We start from the raw sequence: 21,899 nt of genomic DNA, 5'->3' as shown, positions 1-21,899 counted from the left end.
GCCCCTTGCGGTGGCGCCTTCACCTTGCGGTGCGCGGTGGTTGCTCGCGCGGTTCCCCGCGCCCCTGCGTATGTGCGGCTCCTTCCGCGGAAGGACCGCAACCCCCAAGGGCGCGGGGGTCTCCCCAGCCGGGCCAGGCACCCCGCAGGGTCAGCGCAAAGCCTCGGACACTTCCGTCGCGGCCTCGACCACGCGCATACCCACCCGTTCCGGGACGGATTCCGCGAGCATGACAACACCGACGCTGCCCTCGATACCGGGCACCCCGAGAAGGGGGGCGGCGGCGCCGGCGGCACCGGCCTCCAACTCGCCGGAGGTGATGACGTAGCGGGCCTGCCCGAACGCCCCGCCGACCCCGATGACGCGATCGGTCCCGTCGACCGGGTGATCCACCGCGCCGACCGACCTCGCCGCGAACCCCGCGAACTCCTCGCTCTCGGCCCGCTCCCAGCCACCCCCGTCCGCGGTGGGCTGCATCCCGCGGCCGGCGAGGATCGCCCGCCCGGCGGCGCCGCGGTCCAACGGGTGCCGGAAGCCGGTCCGATAGGCCACGTGGTAGTCGGTCCAGGTGGGCTCGACCACGGCGACGGCGAGCGCCTCCGTGCCGTCGACGAGGGTCAGATGAGCGGTCGCCCCGATGTCCTCCGCCAGCGCCCGCAGCGCGGGCAGCGCGGCCTCCCGCAGCAGCGGATGCACCTGATGGGCGAGACCCAGCACCCCGAGCCCCACTCTGGCCCGCCCACCGAGGTCCCTGCGGACCAGCGAGTGCTGCTCCAGCGTGGCCAGCAGGCGGTACACCACCGTGCGGTTCACGCCGAGTTTGGCGGCCAGTTCCGTCACGGTCAGACCGTGGTCGGTGTCGGCGAGCAGTTTGAGAACCCGTAGGCCCCGGTCGAGCGTTTGAGACGTCTCCGCGGTCACGACGCCCCCTCCTCGTGAAATCGGCGGCGCATCTCACCACCCCCGCCATCGGGGTGCGCACTGCCGGTCCCGCGGCAGTGCGCGGAGAGGCCGCCGGTCGGTTCGTTACCCGGCTGCGCTCCGCGGCTGCACTGCCACGGCGCGTGCGTGACCGGCACCGTAGCGAGCGAGTACCGCTCAGCGGAAGGGGTCGTCCACAATCCGGGCGCTCCCTTGACCGGACTTTGGGGTTCATCCCGGTGCCGATCACCTACAATCCGGCGGAGATCACCGCATTCGGGTCGCCCACTCCTGCACCTTTTTGATGCGCTCGGCGAGCTGCCCGGCGCTCGCCTCGGCACTGGGCGGACCACCGCAAACCCGGCGCAACTCGTTGTGCACGACGCCGTGCGGTTTGCCGCTCTGGTGGTGATACGCACCCACCAGGGTGTTGAGCTGTTTGCGCAGTTCGAGAAGCTGGCGATGGGTGACGATCGGCCGCCGCTCGGCGGGCAGTTCGAGCAGATCGGCCTCTTCGTCCGGTTTCTTCCGGCTGTGCGAGATCTGCCGGGCCTGCCGCCGTTGGAGCAGTATCTGCACCTGGTCCGGCTCCAGCAGCCCGGGGATGCCGAGGTAGTCCTGCTCCTCCTCGCTGCCCGGGTGCGCCTGCATGCCGAACTCGGCGCCGTCGTAGAGCACCCGGTCGAAGACCGCGTCGGACTCCAGCGCCTCGAACGGCAGCAGGTCGTCGTCGGTCGCCTCGTCGTCGGCCTTCTCGGCGTCGGCGAGCAGCTGGTCCTCCTCGGCGAACGGGTCCTCCTCGCCGCCCTTCTTCGGCTTGTCGAGCACGTGGTCGCGCTCGACCTCCATCTCGTTGGCGAACTCCAGCAGCATCGGGATGGTCGGCACGAACACCGACGCCGTCTCGCCGCGCCGCCGGGACCGTACGAAGCGGCCCACCGCCTGCGCGAAGAACAGCGGGGTGGAGATGGTGGTGGCGTAGACGCCGACCGCCAGGCGGGGCACGTCGACGCCCTCGGAGACCATCCGCACCGCGACCATCCAGCGGTCCTCGGACGCGGCGAACTCCTCGATCCGCTTGGAGGCGCCGGTGTCGTCGGAGAGCACCACGGTCGGCTTGTGCCCGGTCAGCTCCTTGAGCAGCTTGGCGTAGGCACGGGCCGAGTCCTGGTCGGTGGCGATCACCAGGCCGCCCGCGTCCGGGATGCCCTTGCGGACCTCGGTCAGGCGCTGGTCGGCGCTCTTGAGCACGTTGGGAATCCACTCGCCGGTGGGCGCGAGCGCGGTACGCCACGCCTGGCCGGTGGCGTCCTTGGTCATCGGCTCGCCCAGCCGCGCGGACAGCTCGTCGCCGGCCCGGGTGCGCCAGCGCATCGTGCCGGAGTAGCTGAGGAAGATCACCGGGCGGACCACGCCGTCGGCGAGCGCGTTGCCGTACCCGTAGGTGTAGTCGGCGGAGGAGCGGCGGATGCCGTCGTTGCCCTCCTCGTAGACCACGAACGGGATCGGGTTGGTGTCGGAGCGGAACGGGGTGCCGGTCAGCGCGAGGCGGCGGGTGGCCGGCTCGAACGCCTCCAGGCACGCCTCGCCCCAGGACTTGCTGTCGCCGGCGTGGTGGATCTCGTCGAGGATCACCAGGGTCTTGCGCTGCTCGCAGCGGTTGCGGTGCAGCATCGGCCGCACCCCGACGCCCGCGTACGTCACCGCGACGCCGTGGAACTCGCGTCCGACCGGGCCCGCGCTGTAGTCGGGGTCGAGCTTGATCCCTATCCGCGCCGCGGCGTCCGCCCACTGCGTCTTGAGGTGCTCGGTCGGGGCGACCACGGTGATCTGCTGCACCATGTGGTTGTGGAGCAGGTACGACGCCAGGCTGAGCGCGAAGGTGGTCTTCCCGGCGCCGGGCGTCGCCACCGCGAGGAAGTCCCGCGGCTGCGCCGCCACGTAGGCGTCGATGGCGCCCTGCTGCCAGGCCCGCAGCTTGTTCGCCGTGCCCCAGGGGGCCCTCCCGGGGAAGGCGGGCGACAGGTGGTGGGAATGGGGGTGCGAGGCGGCGGTAGTCACGGTCTCCGTAAGGGGGTTGTCGGCGCGGGCGGCCGCGCGCGGGTCGGTTCGGTACGAAAACCGCCTCAGCCTACCGGGCGGCACGGCGGCCATCCCGCGGCGGCGCGAGCGCGCCGCCCCGGTGCGACCCACCTCACAGTGCGGCGAAAGGACGGCGCGGGTTGCGTCTCCGGTGCGGCAGACTGCCTGACAGCGCGGTGTGGGGCCGCGAGGGGACGGCGGCGAACCCGGGGGGCGGGATGGGAATCGGCATGACCGGACGCGGCGGGCGGGCGCGGGCCGGCGTGGTGGCGCTGGCGGTGCTGCTGGTGCTGGCGGGGGTGGTGGCGCTGGTCAAGTACGAGCGGCGCGACAAGGGCACCCCGTACGTGCCGCCGCGCGCCGGCCAGGCGTCGATCCTGCTCACCGCCGACCAGGCCGGCTCCGGTCTCGACCTCAACACGATCCGCGCCGACGACGGCATGGCCTTCGCTCCCGACGGCTCCCTCTACGTGCTGCGCACCGACCTGTTCAGGGTCTCGCCCGACCGCAAGGTGTCCCGGGTGTGGCGGGCCGGCGCGTACGCCACCGGCGGGCTCGCGGTGCTCCGCGACGGCACCGTCGCGGTCGGCGTGCGGGGCGGGGTGCTGCGGATCGACACGCACGGCAAGGCGTCGACGCTGGCGGGCAGCCCGGACCCGGCGCCCGGGAAGAAGAAGGGGAAGGGCGGGAAGGGCGACGACGGCGCCGGCACGGGCGGTACGAGCGGCACCGGCGGCACCGGCGGGGACTCCGGCGCGACGGGCGCCGCGGGCCCCGCCGGGTCGACCGACGCGACGGGCTCGACCCTCCCCGCCGGCTCCACCGCGTTCGTCGGCGTGGCCCGGCCGCTGGGCACGCGGCCGGACGGCGCCCTGCTCGTCCAGGACTTCACCGCCGTCTACGCCGTCAAGGACGGCACCGCGACCAAGGTGCTGGACACCCCCGTCGCCAGTGCCTACCTCAACACCGACACCGACACCGACGCCGTACGGCCCACCGCCGACGCCGCGGGTGACGTGTACTTCGTGGCCGCGGCCGACCACGTCGCCGGCCTCTCCCACCGCATCACCCGGGTCACCCCGTCCGGCGCGTCCGCGCCGGTCCCGATCCCGAAGAGGATTGCCGGCCTGCCCGGCGACCCCGACCGGCTCACCGTGCAGTCACTGGCCGGGGACGGCGCCGACGGGGTCTACGTCGACGCGGTCGGCGGGAGCGGCGGGAGCGGGTCCACCGGTGGCCTGAACGACTACATCGTCCACCTCCACGACGGCACGGCCCGGGTCGTCGGGCACAGCCACACCGCCGCGCACGTGCTCGACTGCACGCTGCCGCACGCGGTGAGCGCCCTCGAACTGCCCTGCTCCCTGCCGGCCGGCATGGCCTACCGCGATGGACGGCTCGCGCTGGACGGGATGGTGCACTACACGCTCGAAGTGGCCGTCTCCTAGCCGGAACCCGAGGCCCGGAACCCGGAGCCCGAGGCCCGGAACCCGAGGCCCGGAACCCGGAACCCGGAAGTTCGGGCCCCGTTGTGCGGACCCGGGAGTTCCAGCCCGGGACCCCGCTCGCGCGCCCGCGGCCCTCCCGGGGTTCAGTCGCGGGCCGGCCTGGTGCGCAGCCGCGCCGCGACCAGCGTGCCGGCCAGCGCGATCGCCGCCGTCGGCACGAACACCGCGGCGAACGCGGCCGGGTGCCCGGTGGTGGCGCCCGCGACCGCGGCACCGGTGGCCGCGCCGACCGAGCCGCCGCCGAGCGCGGTGAAGACGGTGCCGGCGCCGCCCACGATCAGCACGTTGGAGAGCGAGTCGGCGACCTGGAGGGCCGCGGAGTTGGTGCCCGCCTCGGCCGGCGGGGACAGCCGCAGCATCAGCACGCTCAGCACGGAGATGGTCAGCCCCATGCCGAGGCCGCCCGCGCACCAGGCCACCGCCACGATCCACGGCGGCACCGAGTGGATCAGCACGAACGGCAGCGTGCCGATGGCGGCCGCGGTCAGCGCCATGCCGGCCTGCGCCAGCCGCTCCCGGAACGGCTCCAGCCGCGGCCTGGACTGAAGGTAGGAGCCGAGCGCCCAGGTCAGCCCGCCGCCCGACAGTGACAGGCCGGCCAGCGTCGGGGACAGGCCGCGCTGGGTGACCAGCATCAGCGGCACGAAGCTCTCCGCCGCGAAGAACGAACCCGCCGCGATGCCGCGCATCAGCACCACCGTCGGCAGCCCCCGTACGGCCCGGAACGTGCCCCGCGGCAGCAGCCGCAGCGCGGCCGGCACCAGCAGCCCCGCGCCGGCCACCGCCGGCAGCACGGACAGCGGCCGCAGGTCCTGCCCGGCGTACTGGAGCAGCGCGGCGCCGCACGCGAGCGCGCCCGCCCACCAGATCCGCCGGCCCGCCGGCCGCGCGGCGGAACTCTGCCCGCGCTGCGCCGCCGCGGCCTCCCGGGTGGCCCGGCGCAGCGCCGGCAGCATCACGGCCAGCGGCAGCACCACCAGCACCGGGATCGCCAGGAACACCCAGCGCCAGCCGAGGTGCTGGGTGACGGTGCCGGACACCAGCGGCCCGACGATCGAGGGCACCACCCAGGACGCGGAGAACGCGGCCATCACCGCGGGCCGCAGCCGTTCCGGATAGGCCCGGCCCACCACCACGTACAGGGCCACGATCACCAGGCCGCCGCCGAGTCCCTGCACCGCCCGGCCCAGCACGAACACGCCCATCGACTGGGCGGTGCCGCTGACCACCAGGCCGGCGCCGAACCCGGCGATGCCAGTGGCCAGCGGCGCCAGCGGGCCGCCGCGGTCGCACCACTGGCCGCTCACCACCATGGCGAGCAGCGAGGTGGTGAAGTAGCCGGAGAACGCGAACGCGTACAGCCCGACGCCGTGCAGTTCCCGGGCGGCGACCGGCATCGCGGTGCTCACGGCGGTCGCCTCGAAGGCGATCATCAGCACCACGGAGACGATGCCGAAGGTGAGCGCGCGGTACGGGCGGGACAGCACGCCGCCGTCGGTCGCCGGCATCTGCGCCAGGTCCCGTGCGGCGGCCTGTTCCGGAAGGGTCCCCGCGCCGTGCGCGCTGCCCGGAGCGGTGCCGTCCGGCGCGGCGCCGGCCTGAACGGTCGTGCCCGCAGCGGCTTTCCCCGCGGTGGCACCGCGCCGTCCGTGGCGGGTGCGCGTGGTCGGTCGTGTCGGTGCCATCCGGCCAGGGTAAGGGTCGCCGGGCAGTGCGCGCCCCTACCCGTAGGCGTTAATCGGATCAGCCGATGGACCTAGGCCGCGCGCCGGAACGTGCGGCGGGCGCCGGGCGCGCGGCGGGTGGGGCGCGCGGCCGGCCGTGAACGCCGTGTGGCAGTCGTGTTGCGGGGTGGGCCGGACCGTTGACCGCGCATACCGCGGACCGGCATGGTCATAGCAGCGAGAGCACGCGGCCGCGTGCCCGAGTGGTCAGGGACTCGTCTGCAAAGCGAGCTACACCGGTTCGAATCCGGTCGCGGCCTCCACGTCCGGCCCGGCGCCCGTCCCGCGGGCCCGGGCCGGTCCTGCGTTCACGCGTCCGTACGCGGCGGGATGCCGGGCCCCGGGCGGGTCAACCCCCGCAACCCCGCAACCCCCGTCCCGGCGGCCTCACTTGGCCATCACCACCGCCACGATCACCGCGATCACCACCGCCAGTGCCGCGATCGCTGCCGTGATCTTCGCAGCGCTGTACGGGCGTTCGCCGATCACCTCGCCGGTGCGGGCGTTCACCATGACCTGCCAGCTCTTGCCCGCGTGCAGGTACGTCAGGAACCACACCGGCAGCAGCATCAGCTTGAACGTCACGTCGTCGTACCGGGTGTTCACCGAGGTGACCCGCTGCTCGTCGCCGCCGATGTCGGCGCGGCAGTCCCCCTCGATCACGCCCGCCATCCGCTGCTTCGCCGTCTCCAGGCCCTGTTCGGGCTCGACGTCGTAGCGCACCGTCTGGAAGCCGGCCAGGTACTCCGGCTGGTAGGGGCGCGCCTCCTCCAGCGGCCACGGGGTGAGCTTGTCCAGCTGCTTGGACTTCACATGGCTGGTGCCGGCCACCAGGATGTCGTCGAAGGCGCGGGCCACGGTGCCGGAGGCGTGGTGCCAGCGGGTGTGCTGGACCTGGCGGGTGCGGGTGACCTGCTCCCCGTTCTCCGTCGTGGTGTAGGTCTCGGTGGTGTAGTAGTGCTCGCCGCGCTGGCCCTGGTAGTGCGAGGTGGTCGCCGCGTCGTACGTCCAGTGCGGCAGGTAGCTGCCCTTGAACGTCTCCGCCTCGGTGACCTTCTTCAGGCTGCTCGGCGCGAACCAGCGCGAGGACGTCCAGGTGCTCAGCCGGTCCCGGGCGGCCCTGCGGTCCAGGCCGAACGGGACGACCGCCTCGGGTACCACCCGCTCGGTCAGTTCGGCGTCGGCGACCAGGGGGGTCGCGCAGAACTGGCAGCGCGCCGACAGGTCGTCGGTCTCGGTACGGGCGCCGCACCCCGGGCAGACGAACGCCCGCGCCTCGCCCAGCACCGCGGCGCGCGGCTTGTCCCGCAGCGTCGCGAGCTCCGCGATGGGGTGCTCGCGGACCTGGCGCGGCAGCTCCGCCAACGCCCGCTCGTGGCCGCAGTACGGGCACTTGAGCGCGCCCGCGCCCGGCGAGAACTCGACGGTGGCGCCGCACGCCTCGCAGGGGGTCGACTGCACGCCGCCCGCCCCGGCCGCCGCCGTAGCTGCCTCCGGTCCCGGCCCCGCCTGGGTGGGACCGGTGCCGGCCACCACGCCCTCCGGCCCGCGCTCTTCCGTGCTCATGGCAGTGCTCTCCCCCACTCCTTGGGTCGTCCGTCCGTGTCTCGACGTGCCTGCGTGCGTGCGTCCGTACCTGCGTACCTGTGTACGTCGCGACGGGTCCGGCCGGCTACACGGGTGCGCCGTGCCCCGCCGCCCGGGCGCCGGGCGTCCTCACGCCTGCGGCGGCAGCGGCGGCGGTACGGCCCCGAACAGCCCGCCGACCTCGGGGACCTGGGCGGCCGGCAGCCATCCGGCCATGCCGTCCTTCCAGACCAGCGTCTCGCGGGTGAGGGTGCCCGCGCCGACCAGGCCGGACAGCGCGGCGGCGTCGTACGGGCCCTGCTGGGCGCCGCCGATCCCGACGAACCACTGGGCGGGCTGGGGCAGCGGCGGCGGGGTGGCCGCGGCGGGAGCTGGTGCGGGTGCGGCCGGGGCGGCGGCCGGGCCCGCGGTCGCGGGAGCCGCCGGGGCCTGCGGGGTGAGCCCCGCGGCGATCCGCTGGCCCATCGCCATGCCGATGCCCAGGCCGACGCCCTCGCCCGCGCCGCCCGGGTTGCGGGCCGCCTCCCCGATCGCGTTCGCCGCCTGGAACTGCGTGAACTGGTCGAGGTTGCCCGCGATGCCCATCCGCGAGCGGGTGTCGATGGCCTGCTCGACCTCCGGCGGCAGCGAGATGTTCTCGATCACGAACTTCGGCACCGAGATGCCGACCGACGCCAGCTCCTGGCTGAGCACCACGGCCAGCCGGGCACCGATCGCGTCCTGCTGCGTGGCCAGGTCCAGCATCGGCACGCCCGAGGTGGCCAGTGCGTTGGACAGCCGCCCGACGATGAGCTGCCGCAGGTACTCCTGCACCTCCTCGGTGCGGAACTGCGGGTCGGTGCCGGCCAGTTCGCGCAGCAGCGCGGGCGGGTCCACCACCTTCGCGGCGAACGAGCCGAACGCCCGCAGCCGTACCATCCCGAACTCGGCGTCCCGCACGATCACCGGGTTCGCCGTCCCCCACTTCATGTCGGTGAACTGGCGGGTCGTGACGAAGTACACCTCGGCCTTGAACGGCGAGTCGAAGCCGTACTTCCAGCCCTTCAGCGTGGACAGGATCGGCATGTTCTGGGTCTGGAGGGTGTAGGTGCCAGGCGTGTAGACGTCGGCGATCTGGCCCTCGTTGACGAACACCGCGGTCTGGGACTCGCGCACGACGAGCTTGGCGCCCATCTTGATCTCGTTGTCGTGCCGGGGGAAGCGCCACACGATGGTGTCCCGACTGTCGTCGGTCCACTCCACGATGTCGATGAACTCGCCCCGGATCGCGTCGAACAGACCCACGCCCGTCCCCCATCCCGCGCTTCGCGCGCACTGCCCGCCCCATTGACCGACCAAGCGTCCGAGCACGCCCGAACCCGGGCACTCTAGCAACCACGCCCACCGCCACCCCTCATGACGTCCGCTCCCGAATCCCCGGTTCCACCGCCCCCGCAGTGGGGAGGCGTCCGGCCGCCGCCGGGATTGGCCCGGAGATCGGGGGCCGTAGTGGCCCAGGGGTGCAGGTGCGGGGGGACGTAGCGTCAGGGGTATGACGCGACGAGGGAGTTACGCACAGCAGGCGCCGGACGTGTTCAGGACGATGCTGGCGTTCAGTCAGGCGGCCGTGAAGGGGCTCGACCCGGTGATCGGGGAACTGGTGAAGATCAGGGCCTCGCAGATCAACCGGTGCGCGTTCTGCCTGGACATGCACGTGAAGGACGCGCGGAAGGCGGGCGAGAGCGACGAGCGGATCGACCTGCTGGCGGCGTGGGAGGAGGTCGACGGGCTCTACACCGACAAGGAGCGGGCGGCGCTGGCGCTGACCGAGGCGGTCACGGTGCTCACCGAGGGGTTCGTGCCGGACGAGGTGTACGCGCGGGCCGCGGCGCACTTCGACGAGGCCGAACTGACCCGGCTGGTCAGCGCGATCGTGGCGATCAACGCGTGGAACCGCTTCAACGTGACGTTCCGCACGGCCCCCGGGAGCCAGGCATGAGCGGCACGGCCGTCGGCGGCAAGGCCGCCGTCCTGCGCGCCCTGCACCACGACCGGGCGGCCGACGATCCGCTGGTGCTGCCCGGACCGTGGGACGCCGCGAGCGCGAAGGTGTTCGCGGACGCCGGCTTCCCCGCGCTGGCCACGCCGAGCGCCGGGGTCTCGGCGTCGCTCGGCTACCCCGACGGGCAGGGCACTCCCCCGGCCGAGATGTTCGCCGCGATCCGCCGGATCACCCGGGCCGTGGACGTGCCGGTCAGCGCGGACGTCGAGGCCGGATACGGGCTGCCCGCCGCGGAGTTGGTGGAGCGGCTGCTCGAAGCGGGGGCCGTCGGGTGCAACCTGGAGGACTCCGACCCGGCGACGGGCGCGCTGCGGGACCCGGACGCCCAGGCCGAGTTCCTCGCGCAGGTGCGGGCCGCGGCGGGCGACGCGCTCGTCCTCAACGCGCGCGTCGACACGTATCTGGCGGGGGCCGACCGTACGCCCGCGGCCGCGATCGCCCGCGGGCGGCGGTACGCCGAGGCCGGGGCGGACGTGATCTACCCGATCCTCGCCGCTCCGCAGGCGCTCGGCCTGATCGCCGAGGGGGTCGGGCTCCCCGTCAACGCGCTGTGCAAGCCGGGCGGGCCGGCGCCCCGTGAACTCGGGGTGTTCGGCGCCACCCGGGTGACCTTCGGGGGAGGCATGCAGCACCAGGCGATGGACGATCTCCGCGTCACCGCGGAGGCGTTGCGGGGCTGAGCCGGTCCGCCCGGGCTGCCCTGTCCCGGGAGTACCCGGACCTGACGGCCCGGGGTGGCTCGTCGCCGCGGGTACTCCCTCGGGGGGAGTTCCCCGCGCCCCTCGTACGTGGGTGATCGCCGCTTCTGCCCGCGGGCGCCCACGCCACGGACGTGGTTCGACCGTGCGGAAGACGTGCACCGACAGGGGCGCGGGGACGGCGCGCGCAACCCGCCACCGGCGGGAGCCCGGGGGCAAGGGCGGAACCGTGGCGGCGCGGCGCCCGCGGGTTCCTACGGGGTGGGGGGTTTGACGACGGCTGCTTGGGGGCGGATGGGGAGGCGGTTGACGGGGCGGCCGGTGGCCGCGCGAACCGCCGCGGCGACGGCGGCCGGTGAGGTGACGACGGGCACCGCGGAGACGGCCTTGGCCCCGAAGGGCGCGACGACGTCACGTTCCTCGACGAGCTTGACGATACGGACGTCGGGCGCGTCGAGGGCGGTCGGCAGCGGGTACCCGGTGAGGTTGGGCCGCTTGACGATGCCGCGCGGCGCCCGCAGGTCCTCCATGAGGGCGAGCCCCAGCCCCTGGGTGACGCCGGCCTCGATCCGGGCGGCGAGCTGGCGCGGGTTGAGCACGCGCCCGACATCCTGGGCGACGGCGAGCTCGACCACCCGCACCGCGCCCAGCTCGATGTCGACGTCGACCACCGCGCGGATCGCGCAGAAGGTGAGCCCGACGAAGGCGTCGCCCTGGCCGTTGTCGTCGAGCCGGTCGGTGGGGTGCGGGCGGCACTGCGCGGTCGCCCACAGCTCCTTGCCGTCGAGCGTCTCGGCGACCGTCGTGGACAGCACCCCGTCGTAGGACGTGATCTTGCCGTCGGCGATGGACAGCAGCTCCACGGACATGCCGAACTTCGCGGCGAGCGGCTGGAGCAGCTGGGTGCGGACCATCTTCGCGGCGCGCTCCACCGCCCCGCCCGACACCCAGGTGTGCCGCCCGCGGGCGGCGGGCCCGGCGGGCGGCTGGTCGGTGTCGGACGGCAGCACCCGCACGTCGTCGACGCCCAGCACCTCCTGCACGATCTGCCGGGCCAGCGTGGTGAACCCCTGCCCGGTCTCGACGGCGGCGCAGATGACGGTGGCGCGGCCGTCGTGGATGCGTACGGTCGCGGTGGACACCTCGTCGGTGCCCTCGGCGCCCAGCAGGTGCACCATGCCGAGCGCGTAGCCGACCCCGCGGCGCACCGCCCCGGGCTCGCCGGCGCCGGAGACGCCGCCGGGCAGCAGCCACTGGGACTCGTCGTCGCCGTCGGGCAGCGGCGGCAGGTCGGCGTCGCGCACGGCCTTGAGGAGTTCGCCGACCGGCGCCGGGCAGGTGACGGTCTGGCCGGTGGGCAGCAGGTCGCCGGTGGCCAGGACGTTCCGCATCCGGATCTCGGCCGGGTCCAGGCCGAGTTTGGCGGCGAGCTTGTCCATCTGGCCCTCGTAGGCCGCGCAGACCTGGAGGGCGCCCTCGCCGCGTACGTGCCCGGACGGCGGGTTGTTGGTGCGCACCACCCAGCCCTCGACGAAGACGTGCGGCACCACGTAGGGGCCGGCCGCGAAGGCGACCGCGGCGGCGAGCGCGTCGGAGGACGCGTCGGCGTAGGCGCCCGCGTCGAGCAGCACCTGCGCCTCGACCTTGACCAGGCGGCCCTCGGCGTCGGCGTGGTGGCGGTAGCGCAGCAGGGTCGGGTGGCGGTGGGCGTGGCCGAGGAAGGACTCCTCGCGGGTGGCCACGAACTTCACCGGGCAGCCGGTGCGCAGCGCCAGCAGGCCCAGCGGGAGCTGGATGCCGGAGTCCTCGCGGTCGCCCATCGCGCCGGGCACCCCGGTGACGACGACCTTGACCCGGTCGGCTTCGAGCCCGAAGCAGGCGGCGGCGATGTCCCGGTCGGCGTGCGGGTCGGTGGAGGCGACGTAGAGCTCCACGCCGCCGTCGGGGCGCGGGACGGCCAGGCCGGCCTCGGCGCCGATCGGCGCGGGGTCCTGGCGGCCGACCCGGTACAGGCCCTCCACCACGACCTCGCCGACCGCCTCCGGGTCGCCGAAGCGCAGCGGGATGTGCCGGATCAGGTTGCCGTCGGGGTGCAGCGGTTCCGCCGCGAACGCCTTCTCCGGGTCGGTGACCGGCTCCAGCACGTCGTACTCGACGAGGATCGCGGCGGCGGCGAGTCGGGCGGTGTCGGGGTGGTCGGCGGCGACCGCGGCGATGGGCTCGCCGTGGTGGCGTACGACGTCGTGGGCGAAGACCGGCCGGTCGGCGACCTTGCGGCCGTGCATGGCGTCGCCGGGCACGTCCTCGTGGGTGACGACGGCGCGTACGCCGGGCATCGCGACCGCGTCGGAGGTGTCGATCCGGGTGATCCGCGCGTGCGGGTACGGCGAGCGCAGCACCGCCGCCCACAGCAGCCCCTCGGCCCACAGGTCGGCGGCGTACGGGTAGGTGCCCTGCGCCTTCGGCAGCGCCTCGGCGGAGGGCACCGGCGCGCCGATGCCGTGCGGTTCGCCGCCCTGGCCGGCCAGCGTCTCGGCCACCGCTCCGGGGCCCTCGACGATGCTGCTGCTCACTGGGCACCTCCCGAGCCCGCGGAGCCGCCCTGGTGGGGGACGCGGGCGGGGTCGTCGGGTCCCGCGGCCGCGGGGTCGTCGGGGTCGCGGCCGGTGTCGCGCGCGGCGACGACCGAGCGGACGGCGTCGAGGACGCCGCGGTAGCCCGAGCAGCGGCAGAGGTTGCCGCTGAGCGCCTGGCGGACGTCCAGGTCGGTGGGCTTGTGGTTGCCTTCGAGCAGGTCGTGGACGGTCATCGCCATGCCGGGGATGCAGAAGCCGCACTGCACCGCGCCGCTGTCGGCCAGCGCGCACTGGACGTCGGAGGGCCGGCCGTCGACGGTCAGGCCCTCGACGGTGCGCACCTCGCTGCCGGCCGCGGTCGCCGCGGGCACCAGGCAGGACGCCACCAGCCGCCCGTCGACCTGGACGGAGCAGGCGCCGCACTCGCCCTGCTCGCAGCCGTCCTTGGCGCCGGCCAGGCCCAGCCGCTCGCGCAGGACGTACAGCAGGGACTCGCCGAGCCAGGCGTCGGTGACGGGCCGGTCGGTGCCGTTGACCCGGAGCATGTAGGAGGCGAGCGGGTGCTCGCTGCGGGTCGGCTCGGGGGATTCGAAGGGCTCCGCCGGGTCCGGATCGGCCGAACCGGCGTCCGCGGTACCGAAGTCCGGGGCGGCGTCCGGGGCGGCGCCGATGTCGCCGTCGGACGCGGCGCCGCCGTGCGGGGTGCCGTCCGCGCCGTCCTGGCCGTCCTGGCCGGGTCCGGCGCCGAAGTCGGGGTCGACGTCGGAGCCGAGTTCGGGGCCGAGTTCGGGGACGTCGTGCGGGGACGCGTCGTCGGTGCCGGACGCTTCGGAGACGGCCTCGGCGACTTCGGTGGCCTCGGCGTCATCCGGGCCGGCCGCGCCGGGTGCTGCCGCGGGCTCCCGCACGTCGTCCGGGCCCGCGAGGTCGGCGAGGTCCGCGAGGTCGCCATGGCCGTCGGGGCCGTCATGCCGGGCCGATCCGACGTCCTCGCCGTACCCGGCCGGCTCGTCGACGGCGGCGGGCTGGTCGACGGCGGCGGGCTGGTCGAAGGACGGTACGGCGTAGGGGATCTCGCCGCCCGCGGCGACGTCGTGGCCCGCGGGCCGGTCCTGCCCGGTGTCGATGCCGTCGGCCGTGGAAGGGACGTGAGGCGCGTGGGGCGCGGGAGGCGGACCCTCGGGGTCGTCCACGATGCCCGACCAGGCCGCGTCCGCCGCCGGGGCGTGCGCGGGCAGCCACGGCACCGCGTCGCCGCCCTCGGGGCCGGTGAACGGCATCTCCCAGTGGCCGCTGCCGGGGTCGGACGGCGCCTCGGTGCCGCCGCCGCGCTCCCGCTCGGCCGCGGCCCGCTCCCGCGCCGCCTGGGCGGCGGCAGCGGCACCCTGGCCGAACATGCCCGCGGGGAAGGACTGGGTGGGCGCCGGTGAGGGCGTCTGGTCCCAGGAGGGTGAGAAGGCACCGAGGGAGTACTCGCCGGACTCGGCCTCGGACTCCTCCCTTATGACCGGGATCGACCAGGCGGTGACCGGGTCGTGGTCGCCACCCGCGCCACCGACGCCACCCGCGCCACCGGTTCCGCCCGCGCCGAAGCCACCGGTGCCCGAACCGCCGTCGGCCGGACCGCCGTCGCCGTGCCCGCCGCCGGAAGCACCACCGGAAGCACCACCGGGAGCACCGGCCGGGACGTCCTGCCCGCCGCCGTATCCCCCGTGCCCCCCGTGCTCGTAGGGCCGCTCGGGGTTGCCGGGCAGCCGGCCGGAGTGCCCGCCGGGCGGGCCGGGCTGCTCCTGCGGCCGGTAGTCGTACGCCGAGCCGCCGTCCGGGCCGGGCCCGTACAGCGGCTGACCGACCTGGTAGCCGCCGTTCTCCAGGTAGCCGGCTTCCTCGTCGGGGTGGCCGGACCAGCCGGGGCCGGCCGGGCCGTGCGCGCCGAGCGGGTCCTCGCCGGGGCGCGGCTCGGGCGGGAGTTGGGCGGCGAAGGAGACGTGCATGGTCTGGTCGGGGTCGTAGTCCCCGCCACCGGGCACCGGCTGCCAGGCGCCGGCGGTGCCGGGACCGTGCCGGCCCTGCTGGTCCCGCTGGTCCCGCTCGTTCGGCTGCTGGTCGGTCATGCCAGGGCCCTCCCGAGCGCTCGGCGGGACAGTGCGGCCACGGTACGGCGCAACTGGACGGCGGCGGGTGGCAGTTCGACACCTGGCTGGTCGGGGATGCAGGCGGCGGCCACGTACTCCCCGAAGGCGGTGCACGCCTCCGGGGCGAGGCTGCGCTCGCCGTCCCAGTCGATCAGGCCCGCCACCCACTGCTCGGCCTCCAGCGGCCGCAGCGGCACGGGCGCGACGGCGCCGACCGAGCAGCGCACCTGGCGCCGGGCGGGGTCGACCACGAGGGCGACCGAGGCGACCGCCCGGCCGGGGCCGGTGCGCCCGGTGGCCTTGAGGAACGTCTGCGGGGCGTGCAGCAGCGGGATACGGACGAAGGCGAGCAACTCGCCGGGGCGCAGCGGGTCCATGCCGGTGAGCAGGTGGCTGACCGGCAGTTCGCGGTCGCCGTCCGGCCCGGCGAGGATCACGCTCGCCTCCAGGGCGGCCAGCACCGGCAGGGCGTCGCCGGTGGGCGCGGCGCTGGCGATGTTGCCGCCGAGGGTGCCGGCGTTGCGGATCTGCGGGGGGCCCGCGGAGCGGGCGGCGGCGGCCAGCGCGGGGATCAGCGCGGCGAAGTCGGGGCGCCCCATGCGGGCGTGGGTCAGGCCCGCGCCGAGCAGGGCGGCCCCGTCGGCGTACTGCCAGCCGCGGATCTCGCTGATCCGGCCGAGGCCGACGAGCGCGGCCGGGCGCAGCAGGCCGGAGTTGACCGACGCCATCAGGTCGGTGCCCCCGGCGACGGGCACGGCACTGGGCATGTCGGCCAGTGCCGCCACCGCCTCGTCGAGCGAGGAGGGCAGCGTGACGTTCGCCGCCTCCTGCCGTGCATACGTGCTCACGACGCTGCCCCTTCCCGGCCTACCTACGTCACGCGGTAGCCGTACCGTACGTGCTGACAGCCCGGACGTGGCAACTCTGGCACATGTTCCGGGGCGCCCGACGCGAGGGTCCACGAAGTACCGATCCGCCCCTCACAGGGTTGATCGTACGACTGGACACGGATCGGGCGCTGTGTCTGCATTGCCACCCTTCAAGGCAGTTGGGACGGTACGGGTCCAGGGTGCCGCCGCGGCGCGCGGCGCGGCGGCGGGTTCCCGGTTCGGTCACACGATCGGGGGCGAACCGGGCTTCGGGCGGCCGAGGACGCCGGGGCGGCGCTGCCAGGGCTTCGGGCCGCCGGGCGGGCGGTATTCGACGCCGAGAGCGTCGAGCCGGGCGTAGTGGGTGCGCATCCGGGCCTGGAAGTCCGGCCAGTCCCGGTCGGCGGGGGCGCCGAGAGCGGACCAGGCGACCTCGGCGAAGGCGGCCAGCCGGGGGAAGACCATGTAGTCGACCGCGCGGACCGAATCGAGCACCTCGGTCCAGACGTTGGCCTGGGTGCCGATGACGTGGGCGGCCTCCTGCGGCGTCAACTCCGGCGGGACCGGCTCGAACCGGTAGACGTCCTCCAGGGTGCGGACGTACCCGATGGGCACCGGCTCGTCGGGCGAGTCGGACTGTCGCCAGTCGAGATAGACATGGCTCTCCGGGCACATCACGACGTCGTGGCCGGCCCGGGCGGCGGTGATTCCGCCGCGGTACCCGCGCCAGGAGGAGACCGTGGCGCCCTCCGGCAGGCCACCCTCCATGATCTCGTCCCACCCGATCAGCCGCCGGCCGCGCTCGGCGAGCCAGCGGTCGAAGTGGCTGATCAGCCGGCTCTGGAGTTCGTCCTCGTCGCGCAGGCCGAGTTCGACGATGCGGTCCTTCGCGGTGAGCGAGGCGGTCCACTGCTCCTTGGGGCACTCGTCGCCGCCGATGTGGAAGAACGTGCCGGGGAACAGCTCCAGCAGTTCGGTGAACACCTCCTCGTAGAAGCGCAGGACGGCCTCGGTCGGGGCGAGCACGTTGGGGTTCACGCCCCAACTGGTGAGCACCGGCAGGGCGCTGGTGTCGAGCACGTCGGTGTTGCCGAGTTCGGGGTAGGCGGAGATGGCGGCCTGGGAGTGGCCGGGGATGTCCACCTCGGGGACGACGGTGATGTGCCGGGCGGCGGCGTATCCGACGATCTCGCGGATGTCGTCCTGCGTGTAGTAGCCGCCGTGCGGGCGCTCCTCCCACAGCGGGGACTCGCGCAGGCCGACCTTGGTGCGCTCGCGCCAGGCGCCGACCTCGGTGAGGCGGGGGTGGCGGCGGATCTCCACCCGCCAGCCCTGGTCGTCGGTGAGGTGCAGGTGCAGCACGTTGAGCTTGTGCGCGGCCATCAGGTCGAGGTAGCGGAAGACCACGTCCTTCGGCATGAAGTGGCGGGCCACGTCCAGCATGAAGCCGCGCCAGCCGAAGCGGGGGGCGTCGGCGAGGTGGCAGGCCGGTACGGTCCAGGTGCGTTCGGCCAGCGGGGCACGGCGGAAGGCGTCGGGGCCGAGGAGTTGGCGGAACGTCTGGGCGCCCCAGAAGACGCCGGCCGGGCCCGCGCCGGTGATCCGCACGCCGCCCACCGGGTCGACGGTCAGGCGGTACCCCTCCGGCCCGCCCGGCACCGTCTCGTCCACCGCCAGCCGCACGGCTCCCCCGCCCGACGCCTCCCCCGCGGAAAGCGGCAACCCCGTCGCCGCGCCCACGGTGCCCCGCAGCCACCGCGCGGCCGCCTCCGTACCCGGCCCGGCCGCGATCACCGTCTCCGGCCGCAGCGTGAAGACTTCGTCGTCGGCGGAGTATGTCGTGGCGTCGCTCGGCATGGGGATGAGATCCATGGGCCCATCCTGCAATACGCCCCGCCGATTGGCATAGACCAATACGCCGCCCCGCGCCCTTCGTACGTGCGACTTCTCCGGGGACGGCTAGAGCGCGCGGCGCCGCAACACGTGCAGGCGGGCGGAGAAGACGCTCGCGGCCAGCCACCCTCCGACCGTCCAGAACAGGTGCCCGAGGGCGACCGGCGCCCACGCCTCCGTGGAGGTCCGCCCGCGCACCGCGAGCGCGAGGGTGCCTCCGATCAGGAGCCCCGTGGCCGTGAGTTGGAGCCGGACCAGTCCGGCGTAGCGAAGGATGCGGCGGGCGAACATCTCGCCGTACCACCAGGGCACGCTCAGCAGGACCGCGCAGACCGCGGCGAGCCCGGCCACGGAGAGCAGGGCCACGGACCACAGCGGCCAGGGCGCGCCGCGCCACGCCCGGTCGGCGACGAGCCCGGTCGTGAGCAGCGCGGGCAGCGGCAGGACCGTCGCGACGTGCACCGCGGCGATCCGCCACAGCCATTCGTCGCCGACCATCTCGGTGCGGGTGGTGGCGCGGACCCCGCGCAACCGGGTGCGCGCGCTCACCCCGGACCGCCTGGACCCCATGGCGGCCAGCACCCCGATCAACCCGAAGGTGACCCCGAAGACGATCCCGGCGGCCACCAGCTCCCAGGTCCCGCCGGTCTCGATCCGGTAGAGCTGCACCCCGAGGAAGACCGCCAGCCCCACGCCGCCGAGCACGGCGCCTCCGCGCGGCACCACGAGCTGCCCGGGTGCCGCGCCGAGCGTGAGTGCCCGCTCGGCCGCCGCACGGTGCTCCGCGCGGTTGCGGCGCGGTATCCGCCCGAACACGCCGCGCCCCGCGGACAGCGAGCGGGCCAGCGCGATCTGCGCCTCCGCCTCGCGCGGGGCGAGCGTGACCGCGCGGCGGGCGGCCGCGATCGCGTCGGGGATACGGCCGAGCCGCCGGTAGACGTCGGAGAGCAGCACCGACGGCTCCCAGCCGTCGGGGTCCGCCCCGGTCGCCCGCAGCGCCACGGTGAGCGCGGCGTGCGCCTCGTCCAGCGACAGCAGCACCACCCCGGCGAGCACGAAGACGTCGCCGGCCTCGGCGGGCGAGGCGATCGCCAGCGCCCAGTCGACGGCGTCGCGGGCCTCCGCGGGCCGCTGCTCCTGCGCGAGCACCCAGGCGCGCAGCAGGTACCCCGCGCTGCCGTTGCGCTCCACGAAGGCGTCACTGATCAGCGCGTGCGCCTCGGCGAACCGGCCCTGGCCCACCAGGGAGTGCACGCGCTCACCGCTGCTCGCGTCGTCGTCCGGCGCGTCCGCCGCACCGAACGCGCCGCTGTCAGCCGTTGCCGCCCCTTCCGGACTTGCCGGAGCCGGACTTGTCGTTGCCGCCGCCACCGGCCGGCATGCCCTCGTAGATCTCCTTGCACATCGGGCAGACCGGGTACTTCTTCGGGTCCCGGCCGGGGACCCAGACCTTGCCGCAGAGCGCGACGACGGGCGTGCCTTCCAGCGCGCTCGCCATGATCTTGTCCTTCTGGACGTAGTGCGCGTAGCGCTCGTGGTCGCCGTCACCGTGGGAGAGCTGCGGAGTCGGCTCGACCAGTGTGCCGGTGCCCGCCCCGCGCTCGGGCTCAAGAGTGCTCATAACCGTCAAGCCTAATTGAGAGAGGGATCGTCGGGATACGTGGCCACCATCGCGAGCTTGCCGCGCTGCCGGCGCAGTACCGCCCGCCACATCCTCTCCGGGTCCGGCGCGGACACGTCACCCGGCTCGGACTCGACGACGTACCAGGCGCCGTCGGCCAGTTCCTTCTCCAGCTGGCCCGGTCCCCAGCCCGCGTACCCGGCGAAGATCCGCAGCGAGCCCAGCTCCGCGGCGAGCAGCTCGGGCGGCGCCTCCAGGTCGATCAGGCCGATCGCGCCGTGCACCCGGCGCCAGCCCAGGATCGCCTCGTCGCCGTCCGCGCCGGGCTCGCCGGGGACGACGGCCAGGCCGAGCGCGGAATCCAGCGAGACCGGGCCGCCCTGGAAGATCACCGGCGGGGCGACGGTGAGCGCCGCCCACGACTCCAGGACGTCGCCCACGCCGACCGGCGTCGGCCGGTTCAGGACGACGCCGAGCGACCCCTCCGCGTCATGGTCGAGGAGGAGCACCACCGCCCGGTCGAAGTTGGGGTCCGCGAGCTTCGGCGTGGCCACCAGCAGTCGTCCGGTGAGCGAGGACACCTCGGTCATGGTGCACATGATCCCCCAACCGATGCCCGTTCGGAGGGTCAACGGCGGGGTAGGCGGACCCGTCAAGCGCATTACCATCTCTTCTGGTTCCCGCGCGGCGGCGAAAGACCCGCGGCCGTGCACGCCGAAGCCCGTACGACTTCTGAAGAAGATCGCGAGATCCATGACCGACATCGCCGATGTGCTGCTTGTCCATGGTGGGACCCCCCTGGAGGGCGAGATCAAGGTCAGAGGTGCGAAGAACCTCGTGCCGAAGGCCATGGTGGCCGCCCTGCTGGGCAGCGAACCGAGCCGGCTGCTGGGCGTGCCCGAGATCCGCGACGTGCGGGTGGTGCGCGGCCTGCTCCAGCTGCACGGCGTCACCGTGGAGAGCGGCGACGCGCCCGGTGAGCTGGTGCTGGACCCGCGCCGGGTGGAGAGCGCCAACGTGGCCGACATCGACGCGCACGCCGGCTCCTCGCGCATCCCGATCCTGTTCTGCGGCCCGCTGCTGCACCGGCTCGGGCACGCGTTCATCCCGGGCCTGGGCGGCTGCGACATCGGCGGCCGGCCGATCGACTTCCACTTCGACGTGCTGCGCAAGTTCGGCGCCACGATCGAGAAGCGCGCCGACGGCCAGTACCTGGAGGCGCCGCAGCGGCTGCGCGGCTGCCGGATCAGGCTGCCGTACCCGTCGGTGGGCTCCACCGAGCAGGTGCTGCTGACCGCGGTGCTCGCCGAGGGGGTGACCGAACTCACCAACGCCGCCGTGGAGCCGGAGATCGAGGACCTGATCTGCGTGCTGCAGAAGATGGGCGCGATCATCTCGGTGGACACCGACCGCACCATCCGGATCACCGGCGTGGACTCCCTGGGCGGCTACGTCCACCGGGCCATCCCGGACCGGCTGGAGGCCGCCTCCTGGGCGAGCGCGGCGCTGGCCACCGAGGGCGACATCTACGTGCGCGGCGCGCAGCAGCGCTCGATGATGACCTTCCTGAACACCTTCCGCCGGGTCGGCGGCGCCTTCGAGATCGACGACGAGGGCATCCGCTTCTGGCACCCGGGCGGCCCGCTGAAGGCCATCGCGCTGGAGACCGACGTGCACCCGGGCTTCCAGACCGACTGGCAGCAGCCGCTGGTGGTGGCCCTCACCCAGGCGTCGGGGCTGTCGATCGTGCACGAGACGGTCTACGAGTCCCGGCTGGGCTTCACCGAGGCGCTCAACCAGATGGGCGGGCACATCCAGCTCTACCGCGAGTGCCTGGGCGGCAGCGCCTGCCGGTTCGGGCAGCGCAACTTCCTGCACTCCGCGGTGGTGTCGGGGCCGACCAAGCTCCAGGGCGCCGACCTGGTCATCCCCGACCTGCGCGGCGGCTTCTCGTACCTGATCGCGGCGCTGGCCGCGCAGGGCACCTCGCGGGTGCACGGGATCAGCCTGATCAACCGCGGCTACGAGAACTTCCTGGCGAAGCTCCAGGGGCTGGGCGCCGACATCGAGCTTCCGCCGCTGCCGGACAGCGGGGCCGCCGAGGTGGCCTGAGAGCCACGACCCGAGCCGTGGCCGGAGCCGTGGGCCCCGGTCCCGCCGCTGGAGCCCCGACCCGAGCCTTCGTACGGCCCGCAGCGCCCCCGTACGGGCCGTACGAGCCGTATGCCGCCGGTACGGAGCCCG

General features: G+C 74.4%; 16 protein-coding genes and 1 tRNA gene. 5 read left to right on the top strand and 12 right to left on the bottom strand.

The window, feature by feature from the left end; translation table 11 throughout:
* Positions 1-150 precede the first annotated feature (150 nt).
* Positions 151-921, bottom strand: a complete 771-nt coding sequence (locus tag AB0399_RS25760) for a helix-turn-helix domain-containing protein (RefSeq protein ID WP_328464575.1) — start codon at positions 919-921, stop codon at positions 151-153.
* Between the two features lie 267 nt (positions 922-1,188).
* Positions 1,189-2,982: a DEAD/DEAH box helicase gene (locus AB0399_RS25755; RefSeq protein WP_328464577.1), complete on the bottom strand. Its 1,794-nt coding sequence runs from the start codon at positions 2,980-2,982 to the stop codon at positions 1,189-1,191.
* 251 nt (positions 2,983-3,233) lie between these two features.
* On the opposite strand from AB0399_RS25755, the gene AB0399_RS25750 reads away from it, so the two are divergent.
* The gene (locus tag AB0399_RS25750) at positions 3,234-4,451 is read left to right on the top strand and encodes a hypothetical protein (RefSeq protein ID WP_366412948.1); all 1,218 of its coding nucleotides are present in this window, start codon (positions 3,234-3,236) and stop codon (positions 4,449-4,451) included.
* Positions 4,452-4,594: 143 nt separating this feature from the next.
* On the opposite strand, the gene AB0399_RS25745 is transcribed toward AB0399_RS25750, so the two are convergent.
* Positions 4,595-6,019, bottom strand: coding sequence for an MFS transporter (locus AB0399_RS25745; RefSeq protein ID WP_329374261.1), 1,425 nt, complete (start codon positions 6,017-6,019; stop codon positions 4,595-4,597).
* Positions 6,020-6,424: 405 nt separating this feature from the next.
* On the opposite strand from AB0399_RS25745, the gene AB0399_RS25740 reads away from it, so the two are divergent.
* Positions 6,425-6,498, top strand: a tRNA-Cys gene (locus AB0399_RS25740).
* A 124-nt stretch (positions 6,499-6,622) separates the two neighbouring features.
* Here AB0399_RS25740 and AB0399_RS25735 read toward each other — a convergent pair.
* Both AB0399_RS25735 and AB0399_RS25730 read right to left on the bottom strand, forming a co-directional pair.
* Positions 6,623-7,801 (bottom strand): hypothetical protein, encoded by a 1,179-nt coding sequence (locus AB0399_RS25735; protein WP_366412947.1) that lies wholly within the window; start codon positions 7,799-7,801, stop codon positions 6,623-6,625.
* Between the two features lie 150 nt (positions 7,802-7,951).
* On the bottom strand, positions 7,952-9,106 hold the full coding sequence (locus tag AB0399_RS25730; protein WP_366412946.1) for an SPFH domain-containing protein: 1,155 nt from the start codon (positions 9,104-9,106) through the stop codon (positions 7,952-7,954).
* Between the two features lie 247 nt (positions 9,107-9,353).
* Here AB0399_RS25730 and AB0399_RS25725 point away from each other — a divergent pair, with 247 nt between their 5' ends.
* Together AB0399_RS25725 and AB0399_RS25720 are read left to right on the top strand one after the other, a co-directional pair.
* Positions 9,354-9,800 (top strand): carboxymuconolactone decarboxylase family protein, encoded by a 447-nt coding sequence (locus AB0399_RS25725; protein ID WP_328464585.1) that lies wholly within the window; start codon positions 9,354-9,356, stop codon positions 9,798-9,800.
* On the top strand, positions 9,797-10,543 hold the full coding sequence (locus tag AB0399_RS25720) for an isocitrate lyase/phosphoenolpyruvate mutase family protein (protein ID WP_366412945.1): 747 nt from the start codon (positions 9,797-9,799) through the stop codon (positions 10,541-10,543). The genes AB0399_RS25725 and AB0399_RS25720 overlap by 4 nt, the downstream gene beginning before the upstream one ends.
* A gap of 272 nt (positions 10,544-10,815) precedes the next feature.
* Here AB0399_RS25720 and AB0399_RS25715 read toward each other — a convergent pair whose 3' ends face one another.
* The 7 genes from AB0399_RS25715 to AB0399_RS25685 form a co-directional block, all read right to left on the bottom strand.
* Positions 10,816-13,101: a xanthine dehydrogenase family protein molybdopterin-binding subunit gene (locus AB0399_RS25715; protein WP_329374259.1), complete on the bottom strand. Its 2,286-nt coding sequence runs from the start codon at positions 13,099-13,101 to the stop codon at positions 10,816-10,818.
* A 29-nt stretch (positions 13,102-13,130) separates the two neighbouring features.
* A complete protein-coding gene (locus AB0399_RS25710; RefSeq protein WP_366412944.1) occupies positions 13,131-15,251 on the bottom strand; it encodes a 2Fe-2S iron-sulfur cluster-binding protein in 2,121 nt (706 codons plus the stop codon).
* Entirely contained in the window at positions 15,248-16,120 is an 873-nt protein-coding gene (locus AB0399_RS25705; RefSeq protein WP_328464591.1) for an FAD binding domain-containing protein, read from the bottom strand. Before AB0399_RS25705 ends, AB0399_RS25710 begins: the two co-directional genes overlap by 4 nt.
* A gap of 264 nt (positions 16,121-16,384) precedes the next feature.
* On the bottom strand, positions 16,385-18,013 hold the full coding sequence (locus AB0399_RS25700; protein ID WP_329369063.1) for a beta-N-acetylhexosaminidase: 1,629 nt from the start codon (positions 18,011-18,013) through the stop codon (positions 16,385-16,387).
* 87 nt (positions 18,014-18,100) lie between these two features.
* On the bottom strand, positions 18,101-19,288 hold the full coding sequence (locus AB0399_RS25695; protein ID WP_366412943.1) for a tetratricopeptide repeat protein: 1,188 nt from the start codon (positions 19,286-19,288) through the stop codon (positions 18,101-18,103).
* 58 nt (positions 19,289-19,346) lie between these two features.
* Positions 19,347-19,655 (bottom strand): DUF3039 domain-containing protein, encoded by a 309-nt coding sequence (locus AB0399_RS25690; protein ID WP_329369059.1) that lies wholly within the window; start codon positions 19,653-19,655, stop codon positions 19,347-19,349.
* A gap of 11 nt (positions 19,656-19,666) precedes the next feature.
* Complete coding sequence (locus AB0399_RS25685) at positions 19,667-20,254, bottom strand: YqgE/AlgH family protein (protein ID WP_329369058.1); 588 nt, start codon at positions 20,252-20,254, stop codon at positions 19,667-19,669.
* 154 nt (positions 20,255-20,408) lie between these two features.
* Between AB0399_RS25685 and murA the strand changes: the two genes are divergently transcribed.
* A complete protein-coding gene (murA, locus tag AB0399_RS25680) occupies positions 20,409-21,767 on the top strand; it encodes a UDP-N-acetylglucosamine 1-carboxyvinyltransferase (protein WP_328464601.1) in 1,359 nt (452 codons plus the stop codon).
* The last annotated feature ends 132 nt before the right edge of the window (positions 21,768-21,899 follow it).

It is taken from the genome of Streptomyces sp. NPDC088194 (assembly GCF_040702025.1).
Lineage (GTDB): Bacteria > Actinomycetota > Actinomycetes > Streptomycetales > Streptomycetaceae > Actinacidiphila.
Note: the sequence above shows the minus strand (reverse complement) of the source record. Positions and strands in the feature narration are given on the sequence as shown.